This window comes from Conexibacter woesei DSM 14684 (assembly GCF_000025265.1).
Lineage (GTDB): Bacteria > Actinomycetota > Thermoleophilia > Solirubrobacterales > Solirubrobacteraceae > Conexibacter > Conexibacter woesei.
The window spans coordinates 4,340,271-4,361,256 of record NC_013739.1 but is presented as its reverse complement, the minus strand read 5'-3'; the positions used below and the strand labels follow the sequence as shown (position 1 = coordinate 4,361,256).

General features: G+C 71.7%; 16 protein-coding genes. 12 read left to right on the top strand and 4 right to left on the bottom strand.

The window, feature by feature from the left end; all coding sequences use genetic code 11:
• Positions 1-2,388, bottom strand: coding sequence for a xanthine dehydrogenase family protein molybdopterin-binding subunit (locus CWOE_RS20585; protein WP_012935569.1), 2,388 nt, complete (start codon positions 2,386-2,388; stop codon positions 1-3).
• 106 nt (positions 2,389-2,494) lie between these two features.
• Complete coding sequence (locus CWOE_RS20580; protein WP_012935568.1) at positions 2,495-3,490, bottom strand: TIGR03557 family F420-dependent LLM class oxidoreductase; 996 nt, start codon at positions 3,488-3,490, stop codon at positions 2,495-2,497.
• A 108-nt stretch (positions 3,491-3,598) separates the two neighbouring features.
• On the opposite strand from CWOE_RS20580, the gene CWOE_RS20575 reads away from it, so the two are divergent.
• The 8 genes from CWOE_RS20575 to CWOE_RS20540 all read left to right on the top strand — a co-directional run bounded on the left by CWOE_RS20575 (position 3,599) and on the right by CWOE_RS20540 (position 12,413).
• A complete protein-coding gene (locus CWOE_RS20575) occupies positions 3,599-4,540 on the top strand; it encodes an alpha/beta hydrolase (protein ID WP_012935567.1) in 942 nt (313 codons plus the stop codon).
• 2 nt (positions 4,541-4,542) lie between these two features.
• Entirely contained in the window at positions 4,543-5,943 is a 1,401-nt protein-coding gene (locus CWOE_RS20570; RefSeq protein WP_012935566.1) for a dihydroorotase, read from the top strand.
• A 16-nt stretch (positions 5,944-5,959) separates the two neighbouring features.
• The gene (locus CWOE_RS20565; protein ID WP_012935565.1) at positions 5,960-6,964 is read left to right on the top strand and encodes an LLM class flavin-dependent oxidoreductase; all 1,005 of its coding nucleotides are present in this window, start codon (positions 5,960-5,962) and stop codon (positions 6,962-6,964) included.
• 4 nt (positions 6,965-6,968) lie between these two features.
• Complete coding sequence (locus CWOE_RS20560) at positions 6,969-8,756, top strand: thiamine pyrophosphate-binding protein (protein ID WP_012935564.1); 1,788 nt, start codon at positions 6,969-6,971, stop codon at positions 8,754-8,756.
• 176 nt (positions 8,757-8,932) lie between these two features.
• On the top strand, positions 8,933-10,033 hold the full coding sequence (locus tag CWOE_RS20555; RefSeq protein ID WP_012935563.1) for an ABC transporter substrate-binding protein: 1,101 nt from the start codon (positions 8,933-8,935) through the stop codon (positions 10,031-10,033).
• A gap of 10 nt (positions 10,034-10,043) precedes the next feature.
• On the top strand, positions 10,044-10,829 hold the full coding sequence (locus CWOE_RS20550) for an ABC transporter ATP-binding protein (RefSeq protein WP_012935562.1): 786 nt from the start codon (positions 10,044-10,046) through the stop codon (positions 10,827-10,829).
• Complete coding sequence (locus CWOE_RS20545) at positions 10,826-11,602, top strand: ABC transporter permease (RefSeq protein ID WP_012935561.1); 777 nt, start codon at positions 10,826-10,828, stop codon at positions 11,600-11,602. Before CWOE_RS20550 ends, CWOE_RS20545 begins: the two co-directional genes overlap by 4 nt.
• A complete protein-coding gene (locus CWOE_RS20540; RefSeq protein WP_012935560.1) occupies positions 11,592-12,413 on the top strand; it encodes an ABC transporter permease in 822 nt (273 codons plus the stop codon). The genes CWOE_RS20545 and CWOE_RS20540 overlap by 11 nt, the downstream gene beginning before the upstream one ends.
• A gap of 95 nt (positions 12,414-12,508) precedes the next feature.
• Here the strand turns inward: CWOE_RS20540 and CWOE_RS20535 are convergent, their stop codons facing one another.
• Positions 12,509-14,179, bottom strand: a complete 1,671-nt coding sequence (locus tag CWOE_RS20535; RefSeq protein WP_012935559.1) for an aldehyde dehydrogenase family protein — start codon at positions 14,177-14,179, stop codon at positions 12,509-12,511.
• Positions 14,180-14,288: 109 nt separating this feature from the next.
• Here CWOE_RS20535 and CWOE_RS20530 point away from each other — a divergent pair, with 109 nt between their 5' ends.
• Entirely contained in the window at positions 14,289-15,479 is a 1,191-nt protein-coding gene (locus CWOE_RS20530; RefSeq protein WP_012935558.1) for an MFS transporter, read from the top strand.
• Between the two features lie 145 nt (positions 15,480-15,624).
• Here CWOE_RS20530 and CWOE_RS20525 read toward each other — a convergent pair whose 3' ends face one another.
• The gene (locus CWOE_RS20525; RefSeq protein WP_012935557.1) at positions 15,625-17,208 is read right to left on the bottom strand and encodes a Glu/Leu/Phe/Val family dehydrogenase; all 1,584 of its coding nucleotides are present in this window, start codon (positions 17,206-17,208) and stop codon (positions 15,625-15,627) included.
• A 69-nt stretch (positions 17,209-17,277) separates the two neighbouring features.
• On the opposite strand from CWOE_RS20525, the gene cofH reads away from it, so the two are divergent.
• From cofH to CWOE_RS20510, 3 genes are read left to right on the top strand one after another with little or no spacing between them, the layout of a single operon-like run.
• Positions 17,278-19,491 (top strand): 5-amino-6-(D-ribitylamino)uracil--L-tyrosine 4-hydroxyphenyl transferase CofH, encoded by a 2,214-nt coding sequence (gene cofH / locus CWOE_RS20520; protein ID WP_012935556.1) that lies wholly within the window; start codon positions 17,278-17,280, stop codon positions 19,489-19,491.
• Positions 19,488-20,192, top strand: a complete 705-nt coding sequence (locus tag CWOE_RS20515; protein ID WP_012935555.1) for a class II aldolase/adducin family protein — start codon at positions 19,488-19,490, stop codon at positions 20,190-20,192. The genes cofH and CWOE_RS20515 overlap by 4 nt, the downstream gene beginning before the upstream one ends.
• 57 nt (positions 20,193-20,249) lie before the next feature.
• Positions 20,250-20,960 (top strand): GntR family transcriptional regulator, encoded by a 711-nt coding sequence (locus tag CWOE_RS20510; protein ID WP_012935554.1) that lies wholly within the window; start codon positions 20,250-20,252, stop codon positions 20,958-20,960.
• The last annotated feature ends 26 nt before the right edge of the window (positions 20,961-20,986 follow it).

Genomic DNA, 20,986 nt, shown 5'->3' with positions numbered 1-20,986 from the left:
TCAGGCCTCCTGGGGCCGGCCGGCGCCGGCGGAGCGGATCGCCGCAAGCAGGCGCGGCGGGGTGATCGGGACAGCGGCGATCGTCACGCCGAGGTCGGCGAGCGCGTCGTCGACGGCGTTCGCGACGGCGGCGGGCGCGCCGATCGTGCCGGCCTCGCCCATCCCCTTCATCCCGCCCGGGATGTGCGGCGCCGGGGTCGACTGGTGCGCGAGCGAGAAGCGCGGCAGCTCGCCGAACGTCGGCAGCAGGTAGTCGGCGAACGTCGTCGTCGTCAGCTGCGCCTGGTCGTCGTAGACCAGCTCCTCGTACAGCGCCTCGCCGATCCCCTGCGCGGCGCCGCCGTGGATCTGCCCGTCGACGATCGTCGGGTTGATGACGGTCCCGCAGTCGTGCGCGACGACGTAGTCGAGGATCCGCGTGACGCCGGTCTCGCGGTCGACTTCGACGAGCGCGCCGGTGCAGCCGTAGGACCAGGCGAGGTTCTCGGGGTCGAAGACGTAGCGCGCCTCCAGCGTCGCGTCCTCGTCCTCGGGCATGCCGTCGAGCAGCCGGCGGTAGGCGGCGCGGCCGATCTCGGCGTAGCTGATCGAGCGGCCGGGCACACCGCGGACGGAGATCTTCCCGTCGGCGACGTCGAGATCCTCGGGCGCCGCTTCGAGCATGTGCGCGGCGATCCGCTTGAGCTTGGAGACGAGCTGCTCGGCGGCGCGCATCAGCGTCCCGCCGCCCATCGCCGCGCCGCGACTGGCGCCGGTGCCGTAGCCGGTGTACGGGCAGCTGGTCGTGTCGCCCCACTCGACGGTCACGTCCTCAAGCGGCACGCCCATCGTCTGCGCGGTGATCTGCGTCAGCGCCGTCTCGATCCCCTGGCCCATCGGCGCCTGGCCGGTGAACGCCGTCACACGGCCGGTCGAGTCCATCCGCACGACGGCCTCGTCGAAGCCGGAGTGCTGGAGCCCGACGAGGTTGAGGATCCGGCTCGGCCCGAAGGCGGTCGCCTCGACGTGGAACGAGTAGCCGATCCCGACGCTGCGCCCCTCGGCGCGCGCCTGCTCCTGCCGCGCCGCCCAGCCGCGCTCGGCGATGCGGTCGAGGCAGAGGTCGAGGCAGTCGTCGTAGCGGCCGCTGTCGTAGGTGAAGACGACGCCGGTGGGGAAGGGGAAGTCGTCCGGCGCGGGGAAATTGCGGCGGCGGACGGCGTTGCGGTCGAGCTTCAGCTCGCGCGCGACCAGCTCGACCATCCGCTCGTAGACGAAGTTCGCCTCCGGCTGGCCCCAGCCGCGGTAGGAGCCCATCGGCGCGCGGTTGGTCAGCACGCCGGTCAGCCTCACGTCGACCGCGGGGATCCGGTACGGCCCGGTCAGCATCGTCGTCGTCAGCCACGCGGGGCCGACGCCGACCGTCCCCATCGCGCCGCCGAGCACGCAGACGACGTCGGCGCGCAGTGCGAGGATCGCGCCGTCGTCGGCGGCGGCGATCGTCACGTCGATCTCGACGTCGCGCGACTGGGAGGTCGCCGTGAAGCTCTCGATCCGGTCCTCGATCAGCTTCACCGGCCGGCCCGTGCGGCGCGAGAGGATCGCGGCGACGATCTCCTCGCCGTAGAAGTCGAACTTGTTGCCGAAGCCGCCGCCGACGTCGGGCACGCGCACGCGGATGCGGTGGATCGGGATTCTCAGCGTCTCGCCGAGCAGGTCGCGCGCGAGGTTCGGCGACTGCGTCGAGAGCCACACGTCGAGCGCGTCGGTGTAGCGGTCCCACGATGCGATGCAGCCGCGCGTCTCCAGCGGCAGGCCGGCGATGCGGGCGAGTCTCAGCCGCTCTCTGACGACCGCGGCGGCGCCCGCGATCGCGCCGTCGACGTCGCCCTCGCCGAAGCCCATCGAGCCGACGACGTTGGAGTCCAGCTCGTCGTACAGCTTCGGTGCGTCCGCCGCGAGCGCCGCCGCGAGGTCGGGCACGACCGGCAGCGGGTCGTAGTCGACGTCGATCAGCGCGAGCGCGTCCTCGGCGACGTAGCGGTCGGTCGCGACGACCGCGGCGACCGGCTGGCCGACCCAGCGGACGCGGTCGACGGCGAGCGCGCGCACCGGGTTCTCGGGCTGGTCGGGCAGCAGCCGGTAGATGACCGGCTGCGGCTCGACGAGGTCGACGAGGTCCTCGCCGACGAGCACGTCGAAGACGCCGGGCAGCTCACGCGCAGCGCTCGCGTCGATCGAGACGATCCGCGCGTGCGCGAACGGGCTGCGCAGGACGGCGGCTTCGAGCATCCCGGGGACGACCATGTCGTCGAGGTACTGGCCCCGGCCGACCAGCAGCCGGGGGTCCTCCAGCCGCGGCACCCGCGCGCCGACCAACCCGCTGTCCACCACGTCCTCTACCGCCATGCGCTCTCCGTTCGACCGTGCTCACGCGAGACAGCGACGAGTATCGATCGGGAGCGCGCGGCGGTCTTTGGACCGATGGCATCAATCGGCGCGCCTATTTGTGCGGTCAGCCGAAGCGCGACCGCAGGCGCGGGAGCACGTCGCGCGTGAACAGCTTGAGGAAGCGCTCCTGGTCCTCGCCGGGTCCGTGGAAGACCAGCTCGGTGAAGCCCAGCTCGACGTAGGGCGCGACGCGCTCGACGACCTCGTCGGGGTCTGTGGACACGATGAAGCGGCTTCTGGCGCGCTCGGGGTGGGCGTCGGCGAGCCGCTCCAGCTCCAGCGGGTCGTCCGTCGACATCTTCTCCTCGGGCGTGAGCGCGAGCGCGCCCCACCAGTGGCAGGCGCTCTCGGCGAGGTCGAGGTCGGTGTCGTAGGAGACCTTGATCTCGATCATCTTGTTGATCGTGCTCGCGTCGCGGCCGGCCGTCTGCGCGCCCAGCTCGATGTTCTCCAGCAGGCTGGTGTAGAGGTCGGTTCTCTTGCCGCTGGTGCAGATGAAGCCGTCGGCGACGCGGCCGACGAGTCTCGCGGCGAGCGGGCCGGCGGCGGCGACGTAGATCGGGATCGCCTGCTCGGGCCGCTCGTAGATCGTCGCGCGGACGGTTCTGTAGTAGTCGCCGTCGAAGTCGACGCGCTCCTCGGTCCACAGCTTGCGGATCAGCTCGATCGACTCGGCCATCCGCAGCCGGCGCTCTCTCGCGCCGGGCCACTCCATGCCGGTCGCGGGGACCTCGTTCATCGCCTCGCCGGTCCCGATGCCCAGGAACACGGGCCCGCGCGCGAGCTGGGAGGCGGTCGCGAACGCCTGCGCGACGATCGACGGGTGGTAGCGCATGGTCGGGGTCAGTACGCTCGTCCCCAGCAACGCGCCGTCGAGTCCCTGCGCCGCGGCGCCGAGCCAGGTCAGTGCGTTGGGGGCGTGGCCGCCGTGGTGGCGCCACGGCTGGAAGTGGTCGGAGACCGTGACGGTGTCGAGTCCGAGCCGCTCGGCTTCGAATGAGAGGTCGGCGAGCCGTCGTGAGCCGAACTGCTCAGCCGATGCCTTGTATCCGTAGCGCACGTGTCTCCTCGCGTGAAGTTCCGGTTGACTCGCACATTGTATCCGATATCCTGGAGCCGACACGGGCGCCGAGACGCCGCCCATTCGCGACAGCGATCGAGGAGACGGATGCACACGACGCCGGTGGAGTTCTTCAGCGGAGGGGAGCGGATCAGCGCCCTCTGGCGGACCCCTGACAAGCCGATCGCGCCGATGCGCGCGATCGTCCAGGGGCCCGGCTGGCTGGGGCTCAAGGACGCCAAGCTCTACGTGCGCTACCACGAGGCGCTCACCGACGCCGGCTACGCCGTGCTCGTCTTCGACTACCGCGGCTTCGGCGACTCCGAGGGCGCGAGAGAGCTGTCGCCGGCCGTCCAGCTCGCCGACCTGCGCGCCGCGGTCAGCTACCTCGAGACGCGCGAGGACGTCGACGCCGACGCGATCGGCGTCTTCGGCACGGGCGGCACCGGCGGCGGCAACGCCGTCCTGCTCGCGCACGTCGACGAGCGCGTCCGCTGCGCCGTCAGCCAGGTGCCCGTCGCCGACGGCCGCGACTGGCTGCACCGCATGCGCTCGGAGTCCGACTGGCTCGCCTTCCTCGCGAGCCTCGACGAGGACCGCAAGCTGCGCGCCGCGACCGGCGAGGGCCGCCGCGTCCACCCGCGCGAGGAGATCATGGTCCCGACCGCCGAGCGGCGCACGACCAGAGTCAAGGCCGACGTCGACGACCGCATCCCCAACTCGGTCTCGCTCGCCGCCGCCGACGAGATCATGGAGTACCGGCCGATCGACGCCGCGCGTCAGCTGACGACGCCGCTGCTCGTGATCGGCGTCGAGGGCGACGCGACGACCCCGACCGACCACGCGGTCGCGCTCTACGAGGCCGCGCAGGGTCCGCGCCGGCTCGTGATGCAGCGCCACACGACGCACTACGCCGCGTACGACCGCTACTGGACGACGGTCACGCCGCTGATCGTCGACTGGTTCGACACCCACCTTCGCAATTCCGGCGTCGTCGTCCGCACGGGCGACGCGACCGGCGACGTCATCGAGCTCCGGGAGGAGAACTGAACATGGGCACCGATCTGCGCATCAGCGGGGGGGACGTCGTCACGCCCGACGGCACGCGCCGCGCCGACGTCCTGATCACGGACGGAAAGATCACGGGCGTCGTCGCCCCGTCGGTCGAGGTCTCCGACGTCGGTCGCACGATCGACGCGACCGGCAAGGTCGTGCTGCCGGGCATGGTCGACCCGCACGTCCACACGCGCGAGCCCGGCTTCACGCACAAGGAAGACATCATCACGACCGGCCAGGCCGCGGCGGCCGGCGGCGTGACGACGATCTTCGGCATGCCGAACCTGACCCCGCCGACGGTGACCGCGAAGCTGCTCGACGAGGTCTTCGAGCTGTACGCGGCGAGATCGATCGTCGACTACAACCACAACCCGGCCGCGACCGTCGTCGAAGAGATCGCCGGGATGGCCGACAGAGGCATCTGCGCCTACAAGGTCTTCATGGTCGTCGACACGGGTCGCACGTACCCGCACCCTGCCGGCACCGGGATGCACAACCACGGCGACCTGCTGCGGATGATGGACACGATCCGCCCGACCGGCCTGCCGTTCATGATCCACCCGCACGACCAGGCCCTGATGGACTACATCGAGGGCGAGATCATCGGCGGGGGCGAGAACACGCCGGCCGGGTACGCGAAGGCGTACGCCGCGCGCGAGGGCGTCATCTGGGACACGGCGGTCGACGTCCTGATCCGCCTCGCCGAGGCGGCCGACTGCCACATCCACCTCATGCACATGCAGACGCGCCGCTCGGTCGACGCGGTCCGCCGCGCGAAGGCGCGCGGGATCAAGGTCACGTGCGAGGTCAACCACTGGACCCTCTTCCTCGGCAAGTGGTCCGACGTCGAGGAGCTCGGCCCGTACGCGCTCTCCTACTGGCTGCCCGAGGACGCGCAGGCGGCCGTCTGGGAAGGCCTCGTCGACGGCACGATCGACATGCTCTCCTCCGACCACGGGCCGCACACGAGAGAGGAGAAGGAGGTCGGCTGGACCGAGATGTGGAAGGCGCACACCGGCACGCCCGGCATCCAGTACCAGCTGCCGCTGCTGCTCGAAGCGGTCAACCAGGGCCGCCTGACGCTCGAGCGCGCCGTCGAGCTGACCGCGACGCGCCCGGCCGAGGTCTTCGGCCTCGCCGGCCTCAAGGGCGGCATCGCCGTGGGCCTCGACGCCGACCTCGCGATCGTCGACCTCGACAAGTCGTGGACGATCACCAACGACGCCGACCTCTCGCGCTGCGGCTGGACGCCGTACGACGGCCGCACGGTCGGCGTCTCGGTCGAGCGCACGGTCCTGCGCGGCACCGAGATCTACGCCGACGGCGTCGTCTCCGGCCAGCCGGGCTTCGGCCGCAAGGTCACCCCCACGAACGTCCCCGTCGCAGCCGCGAGCTGAGAAGGAAACGACACTGATGGCAATGAGATTCGGGCTGCTGCTGCCCCACTTCGGCGAGTACGCCGACAAGGATCGTCTGCTCGACGGGTCCAAGCTCGCCGAGAGCTTCGGCTTCGACTCGGTGTGGGTCCGCGACCACCTCGTGTTCGAGCCGCACGGCGAGATGGAGAAGGCGAACCGCAACTTCTACGACGCGCTCATCACGCTGACCGCGATCGGCGCGGTGACGAGAAGAATCGAGCTCGGAACCGGCTCGCTGATCCCGTTCCGCCACCCGCTCGAGGTCGCGCTGTCGGTCGCGACGATCACGCAGCTGGTCGGCCCGCGGATGATCCTCGGCTACGGCGCCGGCACGTTCGACCACGAGTTCGCGGCGGTCGGCATCGACCCCGAGATCAAGCGCTGGAACCTCGTCCGCAGCAACGCCAAGATCCTCGAGAAGGTCTGGACCGAGAACGCCGTCTCCTACAAGGACGACTACTACCAGTTCGACGACATCACGATCGAGCCCAAGCCGGTCGGCGGCAAGGTGCCGTTCTGGTACTGCGGCGCGACGCCGGCGTCGGCCCGCTACGCGGTCGAGTACTGCGACGGCTGGATGCCGGGCCGCATCTCGATGCCGACGTTCAAGGCGCGGATCGCGAAGATGCAGGAGATGTGCGACGAGCAGGGACGCTCGCTGCCGACGATCGCCGTGATCCCTCCGACCTCCGTCGAGGAGTCGAGAGAGCAGGCGTACAAGGACGTCAACATCCCCGGCCTGCTGGCGTGGGCGAACAACGCGAAGTACTGGGTCAAGCCGCCGTCGGGCAGATTCGAGACGCAGGACGACCTCGAGGGCACGCTGATCGCCGGCGACCCCGACGACGTCGTCAACGAGGTGCGGAAGTTCCAGGAGGCGGGCTGCGAGCACCTCGTGTTCGACTTCCGCTTCAAGTTCGACCGCTTCTACGAGCAGATCGAGCTGCTCGGCAAGGAGGTCCTGCCGAAGCTGCGGCCGGCCGCCGTCGCCAGCGCCTAGCCGCATGACAACGCCACGGTACGGCTCCGACGTCGTCGTCGAGTTCCTGCGGGCGGCGGGGATCGACCACGTCGTGCTGAACCCGGGCGCGACGTTCCGCGCCCTGCACGACTCGCTCGCGGTCGCGGACGCGCCGGAGCTGATCGTGGCGTTGCACGAGGAGATCGCCGTCGCGCTCGCGCACGGCTACGCGAAGTCGGCGGGGAGGCCGATGGCGGTCTTCGTGCACGACCAGGTCGGTCTCCAGCACGCGACGATGGCGTTGTTCAACGCCTACGTCGACGCGGTCCCGATGCTCGTGATCGGCGGGTCGGGGCCGCGCGACGTCGCGCGGCGGCGGCCGTGGATCGACTGGATCCACAGCGGCAGCCCGGAGTCGGCCGTGATCCGCGACGTCGTCAAGTGGGACGACGAGCCGGCGAGCGTCGAGGCGATCCCGCTGTCGCTGGAGCGCGCGTGGCGGATCGCGACGACGCCGCCGATGGGGCCGGTCTACGTCGCGCTGGACATCCTGCTGCAGGAGGCCGACGCGTCGCACATGCCGGTGCCGAGCGCGCCCCGCCACCGGCCGCCGCCCGTGACCGCGCCGCGCGCGGTCGTGGCCGAGCTGGCCGCCGCACTGGCGGCGGCGTCGGACCCGGTCCTGCTCGTCGACCGCGGCACGCCCGGCTGCGCCGCGGCGCTCGTCGCGCTGGCGGAGCGGACCGGCGCGGCGGTCGTCGACCTCGGCGGCCGCTCGTTCCCGGCCGAGCATCCGGCCGACCGCACGTCCGCCGCGGCGGACGTGCTCGGCGCCGCCGACCTCGTGCTCGCGATCGAGCTGCGCGACGTGACGTGGGGGCTGACGACCGTCGATCTGAAAGACCGCTCGACGCGCAGCCTGCTGGCGCCCGGCACGCGCGTCGTCGCGATCGGCCTGACTGAGCTGCGCCACCGCGGCTTCGTCCAGTTCGAGGCGCTCGCGGGCGACGTCGAGCCGATCGTCGCCGAGCCGGCGACGTTGCTGGGGGAGCTGGTGGAGGAGCTGGAGGCGCGCGCAGCTGACGTCGCTGCCGCCAACGCCGCTGCCGGCGGCGCCGGTGCGGACGCGGCGCGCATCGCTCCGCCCGCCGCGGCCCGCGAGCGCGCCGAGCGCCACGCCGCCGCGCACGCGGCCGAGCGCGCCGGCCACCGAGAGCGCGCCGCTTCGCAGGCGGCCGAGCGGCCGATCGCGCCGGCTCACCTCGCGGCGGTCCTCGGCGACGTGCTGGGGGAGGACGGCTGGCAGCTCGCCAATGGCCTGCTGGGCGGCTGGCCGCGGCGGCTGTGGCCGCTGCGCGACGAGACGACCTACCTCGGCCGCTCCGGCGGCGAAGGGCTCGGCTACGGCCTGCCGGCGTCGATCGGTGCCGCGCTCGCGCAGCGCGACAACGACGACCTGCTCGTCCTCGACGTCCAGTCCGACGGCGACATGATGTACACGCCGCAGGCGCTCTGGACCGCCGCGCACCACAGGCTGCCGCTGCTGATCGTCGTGCACAACAACCGCACGTACGGCCGCGATGAGACGCACCAGCTGGAGATCGCGCACGCGCGCGGGCGTCCGATCGAGGTGCCGCCGGAGGGGATCCGGATCGAGCAGCCGCACATCGACTTCGCCTCGCTCGCCCGCGCGCAGGGCGTCGAGGCGATCGGCCCGGTCGAGGATCCGGCCGCGCTCGACGGCGTGCTCGAAGACGCCGCGCGGCGCGTCCGCGACGAGCGCCGGCCGCTGCTCGTGGACGTGATCTGCTCGCGCGATCTGTCGCGCTGACGCGCGCTCTGCGCGGGCGCCGACGGACCCGCTGAGCGCGCCGAGCGCGACCCGCTGACAGCACGCTGACGCGCCTACTGAAAAACTCCCACGCGCCAGAACATATTGGATACGGTATCCGCCGCCAGGAGGTCGGGAAGCAGTTTCGCGTCCATGCACACCTGATGGGAGATGCCATGCGTGACATCAGTCGCCGGCAGTTCATGTCCACCTCTGGACGGGCCGCCCTCGGCGGACTCGGCCTCGCCTCGCTGCCCGCCGTGCTCACGGCGTGCGGCAGCGACGACGACGGCGGCGGCTCGTCCGCGAGCACGTCGAGAGACGGCGGCGGAGGCGGCGGTGTCAGCACGCCGCGGTTCGGTCTCTCGTCCTCTCCGCAGGCGTCGTACGTGACGGTCCTCGCCGGCCCGATCCTGGGCGGCAGAGAGTTCGGCCTCGCCGCGACCAGAGACGACTTCACGATCTTCGACTCGTCGACGACGGTGACGCAGTCGGCGCTGTCGGGCAAGCTCGGCGTCGTCGGCCAGTCGACGATGGCGCAGCTGCTGCTGCTCGAGCGCGGCCTCCCGTTCAAGCTGTTCGCCCCGTTCATGCTCGGCGACGACTTCGTCATCGCCGCGCGCGGCGACATCACGAGAATCGACCAGCTGATGGACTGCGTCGTCGCGACCGACTCGCTCGGCGGCGCCGGCACGACGATCCTCGACGCGATCCTGATCGGCGCCAGAGCCGGCTTCCTCGTCGCCGACCTGCCGAGAAAGATCGTCGTCGAGTCCTCCGGCGAGCGCACCAGCGCGCTCGCCAACGGCGACTGCGACGCGACGATCATCCACCTTCCGCAGGCGAAGTCGATCCCCGAGTCCGAGGGCAGAATCAACTACGTCGGCGAGCTGTGGAAGACGTCGCCGAACTTCCTCAAGGAGACGTTCTCCGCGCGCACCGACTGGCTCGACGAGAACATCGAGACGGCTGCCGCGATCACCGCCGCGACGATCGCTCAGAGCCGCAGAATGCAGGCGGACTACGCGGTCTGGGACGCGGCCGTCAAGGAGTTCGTCGAGGAGCCGCCGGAGGAGAGAGAGATGAGAGAGATCTGGCCGCTCATCACCGACTACTCCTTCTGGCCGACCGACCCCGCCGACGCGATGAGCGACGAGCGGATCGAGTTCATGATCGACCTCGGCCGCCAGGAGGGTCTGATCAGAAAGGACCTCAAGGTCGACGACGTGATCGACCGCCGGCCGCTGGAGCGGGCGGCGGAGCTGCTGAACAGCTAGGCGGTACGCCGTGTTCCTGGAGATCGATCGCATCACCAAGACGTTCCGTCTCGAGCGCCGCCGCAACCAGCAGGAGCTGCGCGCGCTCGACGACATCTCGCTCGACGTCGCCGAGGGCGAGTTCGTCGTCATCTGCGGCCCGAGCGGGTGCGGCAAGTCGACGCTGCTGCGGCTGATCCACGGCCTGCAGCAGCCCGACTCCGGCGAGGTGCGGGTGCGCGGCGTGCCGGTGAGAGAGCCGACGCTCGACCGCGGGATGGTCTTCCAGCACCACAACCTGATGCCGTGGCGCACCGTCGCGCGCAACGTGGAGCTCGGCCTGGAGGCGCTCGGGCGCCCGAAGGCCGAGCGCACGATGCGTGCGGGGGAGTGGCTGGCGAAGGTCGACCTGGAGCAGTTCGCGACGTACTACCCGGCGCAGCTCTCGGGCGGGATGCAGCAGCGCGTCGGGCTCGCCCGCGCGCTCGCGGTCGACCCCGAGATGCTGCTGATGGACGAGCCGTTCGGCGCGCTCGACGCGCAGACGCGCGTCGTGCTGCAGGGCGAGCTGGAGCGGATCTGGGAGGCGGACTCGAAGACCGTCGTCTTCATCACGCACGACATCGAGGAGGCGATCTTCCTCGCCGACCGCGTGATCGTGATGTCGGCACGGCCGGGCCGGATCGTCGCCGACATCCCGGTCGAGGCGCCGCGCCCGCGCGGCGACGCGTGGCGCGCCGCGCCCGCGTTCGCCGAGCTGAAGGGGCGGATCTGGGAGCTGCTGCAGCAGACCGCGGTCAAGGAGCCGGTCACGTGACCGCCCGGCTGCGCCGCGCGACCGACGACAAGTGGGTCCAGCGCGCGATCGTCTGGAGCGCGCTGCTGCTGCTCTACGAGCTGGCGGCGATCGCGGCCGGGCCGTTCTACCTGCCGCGCCTGGGCGACATCGCCGGCGGCTTCGTCGAGATCGTCGAGGACGGGCGGATCCCGACGCTGCTGGCGTCGCTTGAGCACCTGCTGATCGGCTTCCTGCTGGCGGCCGCGGTCGGCATCCCGATCGGGCTCGCGATGGGCCGCTCGATCGTCGTCGACCACGTCGTCGGCATGTACGTGCGCGGGCTGTTCGTGACCTCGCTGGCGGCGATCCTGCCGCTGCTGATCATCATCCTCGACGTCGGCTTCCGCTTCCGCATCGCCGTCGTCTTCCTCTTCTCCGTCTTCTTCATCATCGTCAACACGGCAGCCGGTGCACGGGCGGTGTCCGAGCAGCTGCTGATCACCGCGCGGGCGTTCGCGGTCAAGCCGCTGAGACGGTTCGTCACGGTCGTGCTGCCGGCGTCGCTGCCGTACGTCTTCCTGGGCCTGCGGCTCGGGATCGCGAACGCGTTCACCGGCATGGTGCTCGCGGAGCTGTGGGTCTCGCGCGGCACCGGCGCTGTGCTGGAGGGGCTCGGACAGAACCGCGACCTGCCGCCGTTCTTCGCGCTCGTGATCCTCGTCACGCTGCTGGCCGCGCTGTCGGCGCAGTCGATCCGCTGGACCGAGCAGCGGCTGATGCCGTGGGCGAAGGAGGTGCGACATGGCGACTAGCGTGCGTGCGACTCGCGCGGGGCGCGGCCTGCGCGGCTGGGTCGGCGACAACCAGCGGCTGACGGGCATCCTGCTGCGGACGATGTCGATCGTCGTGCTGCTGCTCGTGTGGGAGTGGTACGGCTCCGATCCCGACCACTTCGCGACGCCGCCGCCGAGCGACGTCTTCCCGGCGATGTGGGACGGGATCACGAGCGGCAGACTGATCGAGGCGACGCTCGGCACGCTGACGACGGTCTTCACCGGCGTCGGCATCTCGATCGTGCTCGGCGTCGCGCTCGGGCTCGCGATCGCGCTGTTCCCGTGGGCGCGCAACACGATCGACCCGCTGATCGACGCCGCCTACGCGATGCCGGTGACGATGCTGATCCCGGTGATCGGCGTCTACACCGGTCTCGACTTCCGCGGCCGCGTCTTCATCGTCATCACGTACGTGCTGCTCGTGATCGTGATGTCGACCGCGACCGGCGTGCGCGACGTGCCGAGAGACCTGATGGAGACCGGTCGCGCGTTCGGGCTCAGAGGGCGCGCGCTGTGGCGCGCGGTCGTGCTGCCGTCGGCGTCGTCGCACATCGCCTCGGGCGTCGCGACCGGCGTCGCGCGCGGCATGCGTGGCGCGGTCACCGCAGAGCTGCTGCTGATCGCGTCCGACCTCGGCGCGCTGATCCTCGAGTCGGGGGCGATCCTCGACACGAGAGCGATGCTCGCCGCGATCGTCTGGACGTTGCTGATGGGCTACGTGCTCTACTCGGGCGCGCTGGCGGTCGAGCGCCGCGCGCTGCGCTGGCGCAGCATCGGCCACGGCGCGTGAGCGGGTCCCGGCCGGGGTCGGTGGGACCGACCCGGCCGGGGCGCCTCTGGCGGCCGGCTCGCGCGCGCCCGGCGCGCGCGGCCGGCCGCTCCGCCTCAGCTGACCGCGATGTTGATCGCCTTCGGGCGGGTCGCCTGCATGATGTCGGCGAGCAGGCCCTGCTCGGTCCCGACGCCCGACTGCTTCCAGCCGCCGAACGGCACGCCGGTGTAGCGCGTCTCGACGTCGTTGACCCAGATGTAGCCGGTCGCGAGCGCGTCGGCCGTTCGCAGCGCGCGCGACAGGTCGCGCGTCCAGATGCTCGCGGTCAGGCCGTACTCGGTCGCGTTCGCCAGCTCGATCGCCTCGGCCTCCTCGCGCCAGCTCATGATCGCGAGCACCGGCCCGTAGACCTCCTCGGCGGCCAGCTCCATGTCGGGGCGGACGCCGCCGATCACGGTCGGCTTCAGGAACGCGCCGGCGGCCAGTGCGGGGTCCTCGGGCGGCGTGCCGCCGGCGAGCAGCTCGCCGCCGGCCGCGACGGCGCGCGCGACGAAGCCGAGCACGCGCTCGCGGTGGGCGTGGGAGATCAGGCTGCCCATCTCGGTCGCCGGGTCCTCCGGCATGCCGATCGCGATCTTCTCGACGCGCTCCAGGATCCGCTCGGTCAGCGGCGCGACGAGGCTCTCGTGCGCGAGCAGGCGCGAGGTCGAGCCGCAGCTCTGGCCCTGCACGCGCGTGTAGTTCATGCCGCGCACGACGGCCGCGGCGGCCTCGTCGAGGTCGGCGTCGGGGAAGACGAGGATCGGGTTCTTGCCGCCCAGCTCCAGCGAGACGCTCTTGATCCGGCCGGCGCGCGCGATCCCCTCCTGGATCTTGAGCGCGACCTCGACCGAGCCGGTGAACGAGATCCGCTGCACGTCGCGGTGGGTCGTGATCGCGGCGCTCGCCTCGGCGGCGGCGGGCAGCACGGCGAGCAGGCCGGGCGGCAGCAGACCGTCGGTCAGCGAGGCGAACAGCAGTGCTGTCAGCGGCGCCTGCTCGGCGGGCTTGAGCACGACGGCGTTGCCCGCGATCAACGCCGGGCCGCTCTTGAGGCATGCGTAGAGGGTGGGGTGGTTGAACGCCGCGATCGCCCCGACGACCCCGTACGGCTCGGGCTTGACGACGTGCCAGCCGCCGGTCGAGGCGGGGACGGTGCGGCCCTGCAGCTCCAGCGCCGCGCCGGCGAGCTGCTTGAGGTAGAGCGCGCCCTTTCTGGCGCCGTTGCGCATCGCCGTCAGCGGGCTGCCGGTGTCGCGCGCGTCGGTGAGGCCGAAGTCCTCGTTGCGCTCCAGCAGCCGGTCGGCGAGCTGCTCGATCAGCTCGGCGCGCTCGCGGATCGAGCGGCGCGCCCACTCGCGCTGAGCGGCGGTCGCGGCGGCGACGGCCTCGTCGACCTGGCCGGCGTCGGCGAGCTGGACCTCGGCGAGCAGCGCGCCGGTCGCGGGCGAGCGGTCCTCGATCGTGGCGCCGGCGCCGGCGACGAAGCGACCGCCGATCCAGGGCGACGCGGGCCCGTCGTTCCACGGCCACGCGGGGCGCGCTCCGGCTCCCGCAGGCGCGGCTCCGCCCGAGGCGGCTGCGGCCCCCGCAGGCGCGGCTCCGCCCGAGGCGGCTCCGGTTCCCGCAGGCGCGGCTCCGCCCGAGGCGGCTCCGGCTCCCGCAGGCGCGGCTCCGCCCGAGGCGGCTCCGGTTCCGGCCGGCACGGTGGACTCGGCGGACGACGCTCGGCTGGGTGGTGCCACGGAGACTCCTCGGTCGATCTGCGGTTCGGGGGATAGTATCCAAAATCCTATGTCCAATAATGGGGAACATCGCGACGAGCACGCGGCGGGCGATGGCGCGCGAGCGCGCATGCAGGGCGTTCGCGCGCGGCTCGCGATCGCGACCGCGGCGGCGGTCGGCATCCTCTACGGCGTCCAGGGGCTGACGGCGGCGCTGCCGAGCGTGCAGACGGAGTTCGGGGTCTCCGACACCGCGCTCGCGCTCTTCACGGCGGCGTACATGCTGCCCGCGGTCGTCTTCGCGATACCGCTCGGCTGGCTCGCCGACACGCTCGGCCGCCGGCGCGTCTTCGTCGTCGCGGCGGTGCTGTTCAGCGTCGCCGGCGGGGCGCAGGCGTGGGCGCCGGACTACGAGACGCTGCTCGCGCTGCGGTTCGTGCAGGGCATCGGCTTCGGCGCGCTGATGCCGCTGACGGTGACGCTGATCGGCGACGCGCTGCGTGGTGCGCAGCAGCTGCGCGCGCAGGCGTCACGGCAGGTCGCGATGACGCTCGGCGAGTTCGCGATGCCGCTGATCGGTGCGGCGCTGCTCGCGATCTCGTGGAGAGCGCCGCTCGCCGCGCAGTTCGTCCTGTTGCTGCTCGCGGTCGGCGGGGCGCTCGTGCTCGACGACGAGCACGAGCCAGGTGGGTCCTCGCGCGCGTACGCGCGCGTGCTGACCGGTGCGGTGCGCGGGCCGGGGATGGGCGGCGTGCTGATCGCCGGCTTCCTGCGCTTCTGGTGCAAGTTCGCGCTGCTGACGTACGCGCCGACGCTCCTGATCCAGGAGCGTGGTGCCTCGCCGCTGGAGGCCGCGCTGGTCGTCAGCGTCGCGTCGCTCGTCGCGGCGGTCTCGGGCACGCAGGCGGTGCGTGTCCTGCGCCGCGTCCCGGCCTCGCGCCTGCTCGCGACCGCGATCGTGATGAGCGGCGCCGGGCTGGTCGCGATCGCGATCGCCCCGAGCTGGCAGCTCGCGCTGGCGGCGTCGGTGCTGTTCGGCGTCGGCGACGGCTGGCTGATGGTGATGCAGAACTCGATCGTCACCGAGGCGGCGCCCCCGGCGGTCCGGGCGGGATTGATCGGCGTCAACAGCATGGTGCGCAACGCCGGCAAGCTCGCCGCGCCGCTCGCGATCGGCGCGATCGTGCTCGTCGCGCCGCTGTCACTCGCGCTCGTCGCCGTCGCCGGGACAGCATGGGCGCTCGTCCCCGTCGTCGCCCGCGCCCGGGAGTTCGACGATGTCCTCGGCGGCCACGTGCGCAAGGACGACGACGGCGCATAGCGCGCGCCGCCGGCCCGCGCCGCCGCCGCGCCACGCGCCGCCGCCCGCCCAGCGCCCCGCGCAGCGCGCGCCGCCGCGTCCCGCGCGCGAGGTACGTCAGTTTGCACCCCCTCTAGGGGTGCAAACTGACAAAGGTCGCGCTCGCTCAGGGGTACAGGCCGCGCGCGGTGTGCGCGTCGGCGACGCGCTGCACGCCGAGGCAGAGCGCCGCGTCGCGCAGCGTCAGCTCGCGCCGGTCGCTCTCGGCGACGACCGCCGCGAACGCGGCGCGCATCATCTCGACCATTCGCTCGGAGACCCAGGCGGGCGTCCACGGCATCGCCTGGAGGCCCTGGGCCCACTCGAAGTAGCTGACGATCACGCCGCCGGCGTTGGCGAGGATGTCGGGGACGACCGTCACGCCGCGGCGCGTCAGGATCTCGTCGGCCTCGCCGGTGATCGGCCCGTTGGCGCCCTCGACGACGATCCGCGCCGAGATCGCGCCGGCGTTGCCGGCGTGCAGCACGGCCGGCACCGACGCCGGGACGAGGACGTCGCAGGCGCAGGTGAGGAGCGCGTCACGGTCGAGTGGCGTGCCGCTGGAGAGGGTGGCGACGTCGCGGCCGGCGTCCAGCTCGTCGCCGATCTCGGCGACGGGCAGGCCATCGGGCGCGTAGCGCGCGCCGCTGACGTCGCTGAGGCCGACGAGCACGAAGCGCGGGTCGGCGGTGAGCAGCTCGGCGGTCGTGCGGCCGACGTTGCCGTAGCCGGCGACCGCGATCCGCACCGGGCCGTCGAGCTTCGCGTGGTCGCTGGCGAGGCGGACGCACTCGGCCATCCCGGCACCGGTCGCGCCGCGGCGTTGGGGCGAGCCGCCGACGGTCACGGGCTTGCCGGTTACCGACGGGCCGACGGTGTAGCCGAGCGCGGTCGAGTACGTGTCCATGATCCACGCCATCTCGCGCTCGCCGGTGTTCATGTCCGGCGCCATGATGTCGCGGTCGGGCCCGATCAAGGGGGCGATCTCGCTCGCGTAGCGGCGCGTCATCCGCTCCAGCTCCGGGACGGTCATCGTCTTCGGGTCGCAGGTGATCCCGCCCTTCGCGCCGCCGAACGGGATGTCGACGAGCGCGCACTTCCACGTCATCAGCATCGCCAGCGCCCGCACCTCGTCGAGCGTGACGCCGGGGTGGTACCGCAAGCCGCCCTTGCCGGGACCGCGCGTGAGGCTGTGCTGGACGCGATAGCCGGAGAACGTCCGCACGCGGCCGTCGTCGAGCCGCACCGGCACCGCGACCTCGATCGAGCGGCGCGGGAGGCGGAGCATCTCGTGCATCCCCTCGTCGAGGGACAGCAGCTCGCTTGCGCGGGCGAGCTGCTCCAGCGCCGTCGCCCACGGCCCGCGCGGCCTCGAGCCCGCGCTGTCGCGTGGCGCGTCGCCCGCGTCACCGACCGCCGCTGCCGTCGCTGCGCCGCTGACGCCCGCGCCGACGTCGGAGGCCGCCGCGACCGTCGCGCCGCTGCCGCCCGCGCCCGCTCCGGCCGCCGCCGCGCCCACCGCGTCGCAGGCCGCCGCTACCGTCGCTGCGCCGCTCACGCCCGCGCCTGCGCCCACGGCTACGTGCGCCGCTCCGCCCGCGTCGTCGCCGCCGGCCGCGAGCGCTGCGCCGGCGCCGGCCACCGCGGGCGGTGCCGCTCCGCCCGCGCCGTCGCTCGGACCCGTCGGATCGCTCGAACTCTGGTGCAGCACGAAAATGCCTCCTTGACGAGATTATTGGATACGATATCCCACCCAGCCACCGGAGGGAGGCAAAATTCGATGCGACGCCGAGTGACCTACTCGCGCAACGTGACGCTGTCGCTGTCGCGCACGTGCGTGTCCCATTGCAAGTACTGCGCGTTCGCGACGCATCAGCCGCACCTGCACGAGCCGGCGGCGGTCGAGCAGCTGCTCGACCGCGCGATGCGCCGTCGCGTCAAGGAGCTGCTGGTGCTGACCGGCGACGACCCCGGCTACCACCCGGGCGTGCGTGAGAAGCTGGCAGGGCTCGGCTTCGCGACGTTCGTCGACTATGTCGTCTGGTGCTGCGAGCGGGCGCTCGAGCGCGGGCTGCTGCCGCACACGAACCTCGGTGCGCTGGGGCGCGAGGACCTGGCGAAGCTGCGCGAGGTGACCGCGTCCCAGGGGCTGATGCTGGAGTCGACCCGGCCCGACCTCGTCGCGCACCAGGGCTCGCCGACGAAGGAACCGAGACTGCGTCTCGCGACGATCGACGCCGCGGGCGAGCTGAGAATCCCGTTCACGAGCGGGATCCTCGTCGGCATCGGGGAGGAGCCGTCCGACCGGCTCGACGCGCTCGCTGCGCTCGCCGCGTCACACGAGCGTTACGGTCACATCCAGGAGGTCATCCTCCAGAACTTCGTCCCTCACCGCAGATACCACGGCGAGGAGCCGGCCGAGATCGCCGACGAGGCCTCCGAGGCGTACTGGCGCACGGGGCTCGGGACGCACCCGTCGCTGCCGCTGCCGCGCTGGGCGACCGCGGTGACGATCGACGACATGGTCGAGCTGGTCACCGCCGCTCGCGCGCTGATGCCGGACGTCGGCATCCAGGTGCCGCCGAACCTGGCGGACTGGTGGCCGCAGCTGGTCGCGGCGGGTGCGACGGATCTTGGTGGTCTCTCCGCGAATGGCGATCACATCTCTCCGGAGCATCCGTTCCCGTCGCCGCATCAGGTGCGCAAGAGATTGCAACAGGACGGCGCAGCTCTGACCGAGCGCTTGTGCGTCTATCCGCAGTACATCGACGGGGACTGGTTGGACCAGGGCGTGATGGACGTGGTGAAGCTGAAGTATTGGAGCTTCATCCCACGTCGCGGCTCTGGCCGCCGGCAGGACCGTCCGATCCACGCCGAGCTGGTCTCGGGTGCGATCGAGAAGGGCCGCGACGGTGTCGCGCTCAGCGAGGACGAGCTGACCGCGTTGTTCGCGGAGACGCGTCCGGAAGCGGTTGAGGAGATTCGTGCGGCGGCGGATGAGTTGCGTGCGGAGTTGGCGGGCGATCTGGTGACGTTCGTGGTGAATCGCAACATCAACATCTCGAACGTCTGCATCGTCGGGTGTGCGTTCTGCGGCTTCGGGCAGGGCAAACGGTCTCCGGACGCCTACGAGCACGATGAGCCGGATTTCGTCCGTCGTATCCATGACGCGTTGGAGTACGGCGCGACGGAGCTGTGCATCCAGTCGGGCATCCACCCCGACTGGGATTTCGACGAGTACCTGCGCTGGTTGCGGGTCGCGAAGCGGACCGCGCCCGACATCCACCTCCACGCGTACAGTCCGATGGAGATCGCGCACATGCAGGACATCTCGGGGTTGCCGCTCTCCGAGGTGTTCGCTCGCCTCCGTGATGCCGGTCTCGGGTCGACGCCCGGTACGGCTGCTGAGGTGTTGCATGACGGTGTGCGTGAGCGGATCTCGCCGAACAAGTTGCCGGTTGCGCGGTGGGTGGAGATCATCGAGGCGTCGCATGCGGCGGGGTTGCGCTCGACGTCGACGGTGATGTTTGGTCATATCGAGGAGCCGTGGGAGTTGGCGGAGCACATGCGTGTGATCCGTGAGTTGCAGGAGCGCACCGGCGGTATCACCGAGTTCGTTCCGCTCTCTTTCATTCCGTTTCAGACGTTGCTCGGTCGCACGCATGGGGTTGAGGAGATCAGTCGTGAGGAGAATCTGAAGCACACGGCGGTGTTCCGTTTGGCGTTGGGGCGTTCTATTCGGAATGTGCAGGCGTCGTGGGTGAAGATGGGGTTGGAGACGGCGACTGAGGCGTTGCGGTGGGGTGTGAATGATCTTGGTGGGACGTTGATGGAGGAGTCGATCAGCCGCCTGGCAGGAAGCCAGCATGGGACCAAGCTCGACCCGGAGCAGTTGATCTCCGCGGCGCACGCGGCGGGCCGGCCAGCGGCCGAACGCTCCACCCTCTACGAGATCCGGCGCGAGCATCGGCTGGTGGTGGACGCGTGCGTGTGAGCGCGCCGTGGCGCGCCCGCCGCGCCGCGCTGCGCCGCGACCGCGCGCTGATCGAGGCGGCGCGCGGGCTGGAGGAGCACGGCCTCGTCGTCGGGACGGTCGGCAACGTCAGCGTCCGCGACGGCGCGCGCGTCCGGATCACGCCGACCAAGCTGGCCTACGACCGCCTGCGTCCGTACGACCTCGTCACCGTCGACCTCGCCGGCAGGCGCTGGGAGGGCCGGCGCCACCCGTCGCGCGAGCTGGCGCTCCACCTCGCGATCTACCGCGCGCGCGGGGACGTGCAGGCGATCGTCCACGCCCACGGCACGCACGCCGCGGCGTGGAGCTTCCTCGGCGTCCCGCTGGAGCCGGCGATCGAGGAGTCGGCCTATTACGGCATCGGCCCGGTCGCCGTCTCACGGCACGCGCCGGCCGGCAGCGGGGAACTGGGCCGGACCGCTGCGCGGGCGCTCGGCAGGTCGTCCGCCGCGCTGCTCGGCGGCCACGGGCTCGTCGCCGTCGGGGCCGACCCGGCCCGCGCGCTGCTCGTCGCCCGCGTCGTCGAGCACCACGCCCAGGTCGCCTGGCTGCTGCGTGGGGAGGGCCGTTCGGCTGGCGCGGGGGAGGGGCTGCGCGTGCCGGAGAGACGTATGAGAGAGTCCACGAACGGTCACGATTCGGCCGGTACCACCGGAGTATCCGATATCCTGAGGCGCTGACGTCATAAGCCGACGAACACGGGTCTGGAATGCCGCACAACGGGGGAGACGACGACGATGGCCACCGCTAAATCGCCTGAGGACCACGCCTTCCGCTCGATCGTCGATCGTCACGAGCGCCAGTTCCGCACTGTCGGCGACATGGTCTACGAGGTGCTGCGGGAGAGCATCCAGACCGGCATCTTCGCCCCCGGCGAGCGGCTGCGTCAGGACCAGCTCGCCGAGCAGCTCGGCGTCTCGCGGATCCCCGTCCGCTCGGCGCTGATGCAGCTGGAGACCGAGGGCCTGATCAAGGTCCACCCCTACCGCGGAGCGACCGTCGCGGAGCTGTCCGTCGACGAGATGCGCGAGAACTACGAGATCCGCGGCGTGCTGGAAGCGCTCGCGCTGCGCAAGGCCGCGGCCGCGATGACGAAGAAGCGGATGACCGCGCTGAGAAAGCTCGCCGACGAGCTGAACGCGGTCAGCGACGGCGAGGACTTTCTCCGCCTGCGGATGGCCTTCTACCACGAGCTCTACGACGGCGACAGACACCCGCAGCTCGTTGCGCTGATCGAGAAGCTGCGCAACGACGCGGGCCGCTACTGGCTGCAGAGACACGTCGACTACGTCAGCCGTCCCGGCGAGCGCGACCACGGCAAGATCCTCGACTTCCTCGCCGCCGACGACGTCGAGGGCGCCGTCGCGTGGCAGCAGGAGCACCTCCAGAGAGTCGGCGCGCGCCTCACCGACCTGATGACGAGAGCCGGCGCGAGAGCCGACGGCTGAGCGCGGCCGGCGCGCCGAGCGCGCGC

Excerpts from the sequence above, each read along its gene's own strand:
- CWOE_RS20560 (WP_012935564.1), top strand. The coding sequence starts at position 6,969 with ATGACAACGCCACGGTACGGCTCCGACGTCGTCGTCGAGTTCCTGCGG.
- CWOE_RS20510 (WP_012935554.1), top strand. The coding sequence starts at position 20,250 with ATGGCCACCGCTAAATCGCCTGAGGACCACGCCTTCCGCTCGATCGTC.
- CWOE_RS20555 (WP_012935563.1), top strand. The coding sequence starts at position 8,933 with ATGCGTGACATCAGTCGCCGGCAGTTCATGTCCACCTCTGGACGGGCC.
- CWOE_RS20570 (WP_012935566.1), top strand. The coding sequence starts at position 4,543 with ATGGGCACCGATCTGCGCATCAGCGGGGGGGACGTCGTCACGCCCGAC.
- cofH (WP_012935556.1), top strand. The coding sequence starts at position 17,278 with ATGCGACGCCGAGTGACCTACTCGCGCAACGTGACGCTGTCGCTGTCG.
- CWOE_RS20565 (WP_012935565.1), top strand. The coding sequence starts at position 5,960 with ATGGCAATGAGATTCGGGCTGCTGCTGCCCCACTTCGGCGAGTACGCC.
- CWOE_RS20540 (WP_012935560.1), top strand. The coding sequence starts at position 11,592 with ATGGCGACTAGCGTGCGTGCGACTCGCGCGGGGCGCGGCCTGCGCGGC.
- CWOE_RS20530 (WP_012935558.1), top strand. The coding sequence starts at position 14,289 with ATGCAGGGCGTTCGCGCGCGGCTCGCGATCGCGACCGCGGCGGCGGTC.
- CWOE_RS20585 (WP_012935569.1), bottom strand. The coding sequence starts at position 2,388 with ATGGCGGTAGAGGACGTGGTGGACAGCGGGTTGGTCGGCGCGCGGGTG.
- CWOE_RS20575 (WP_012935567.1), top strand. The coding sequence starts at position 3,599 with ATGCACACGACGCCGGTGGAGTTCTTCAGCGGAGGGGAGCGGATCAGC.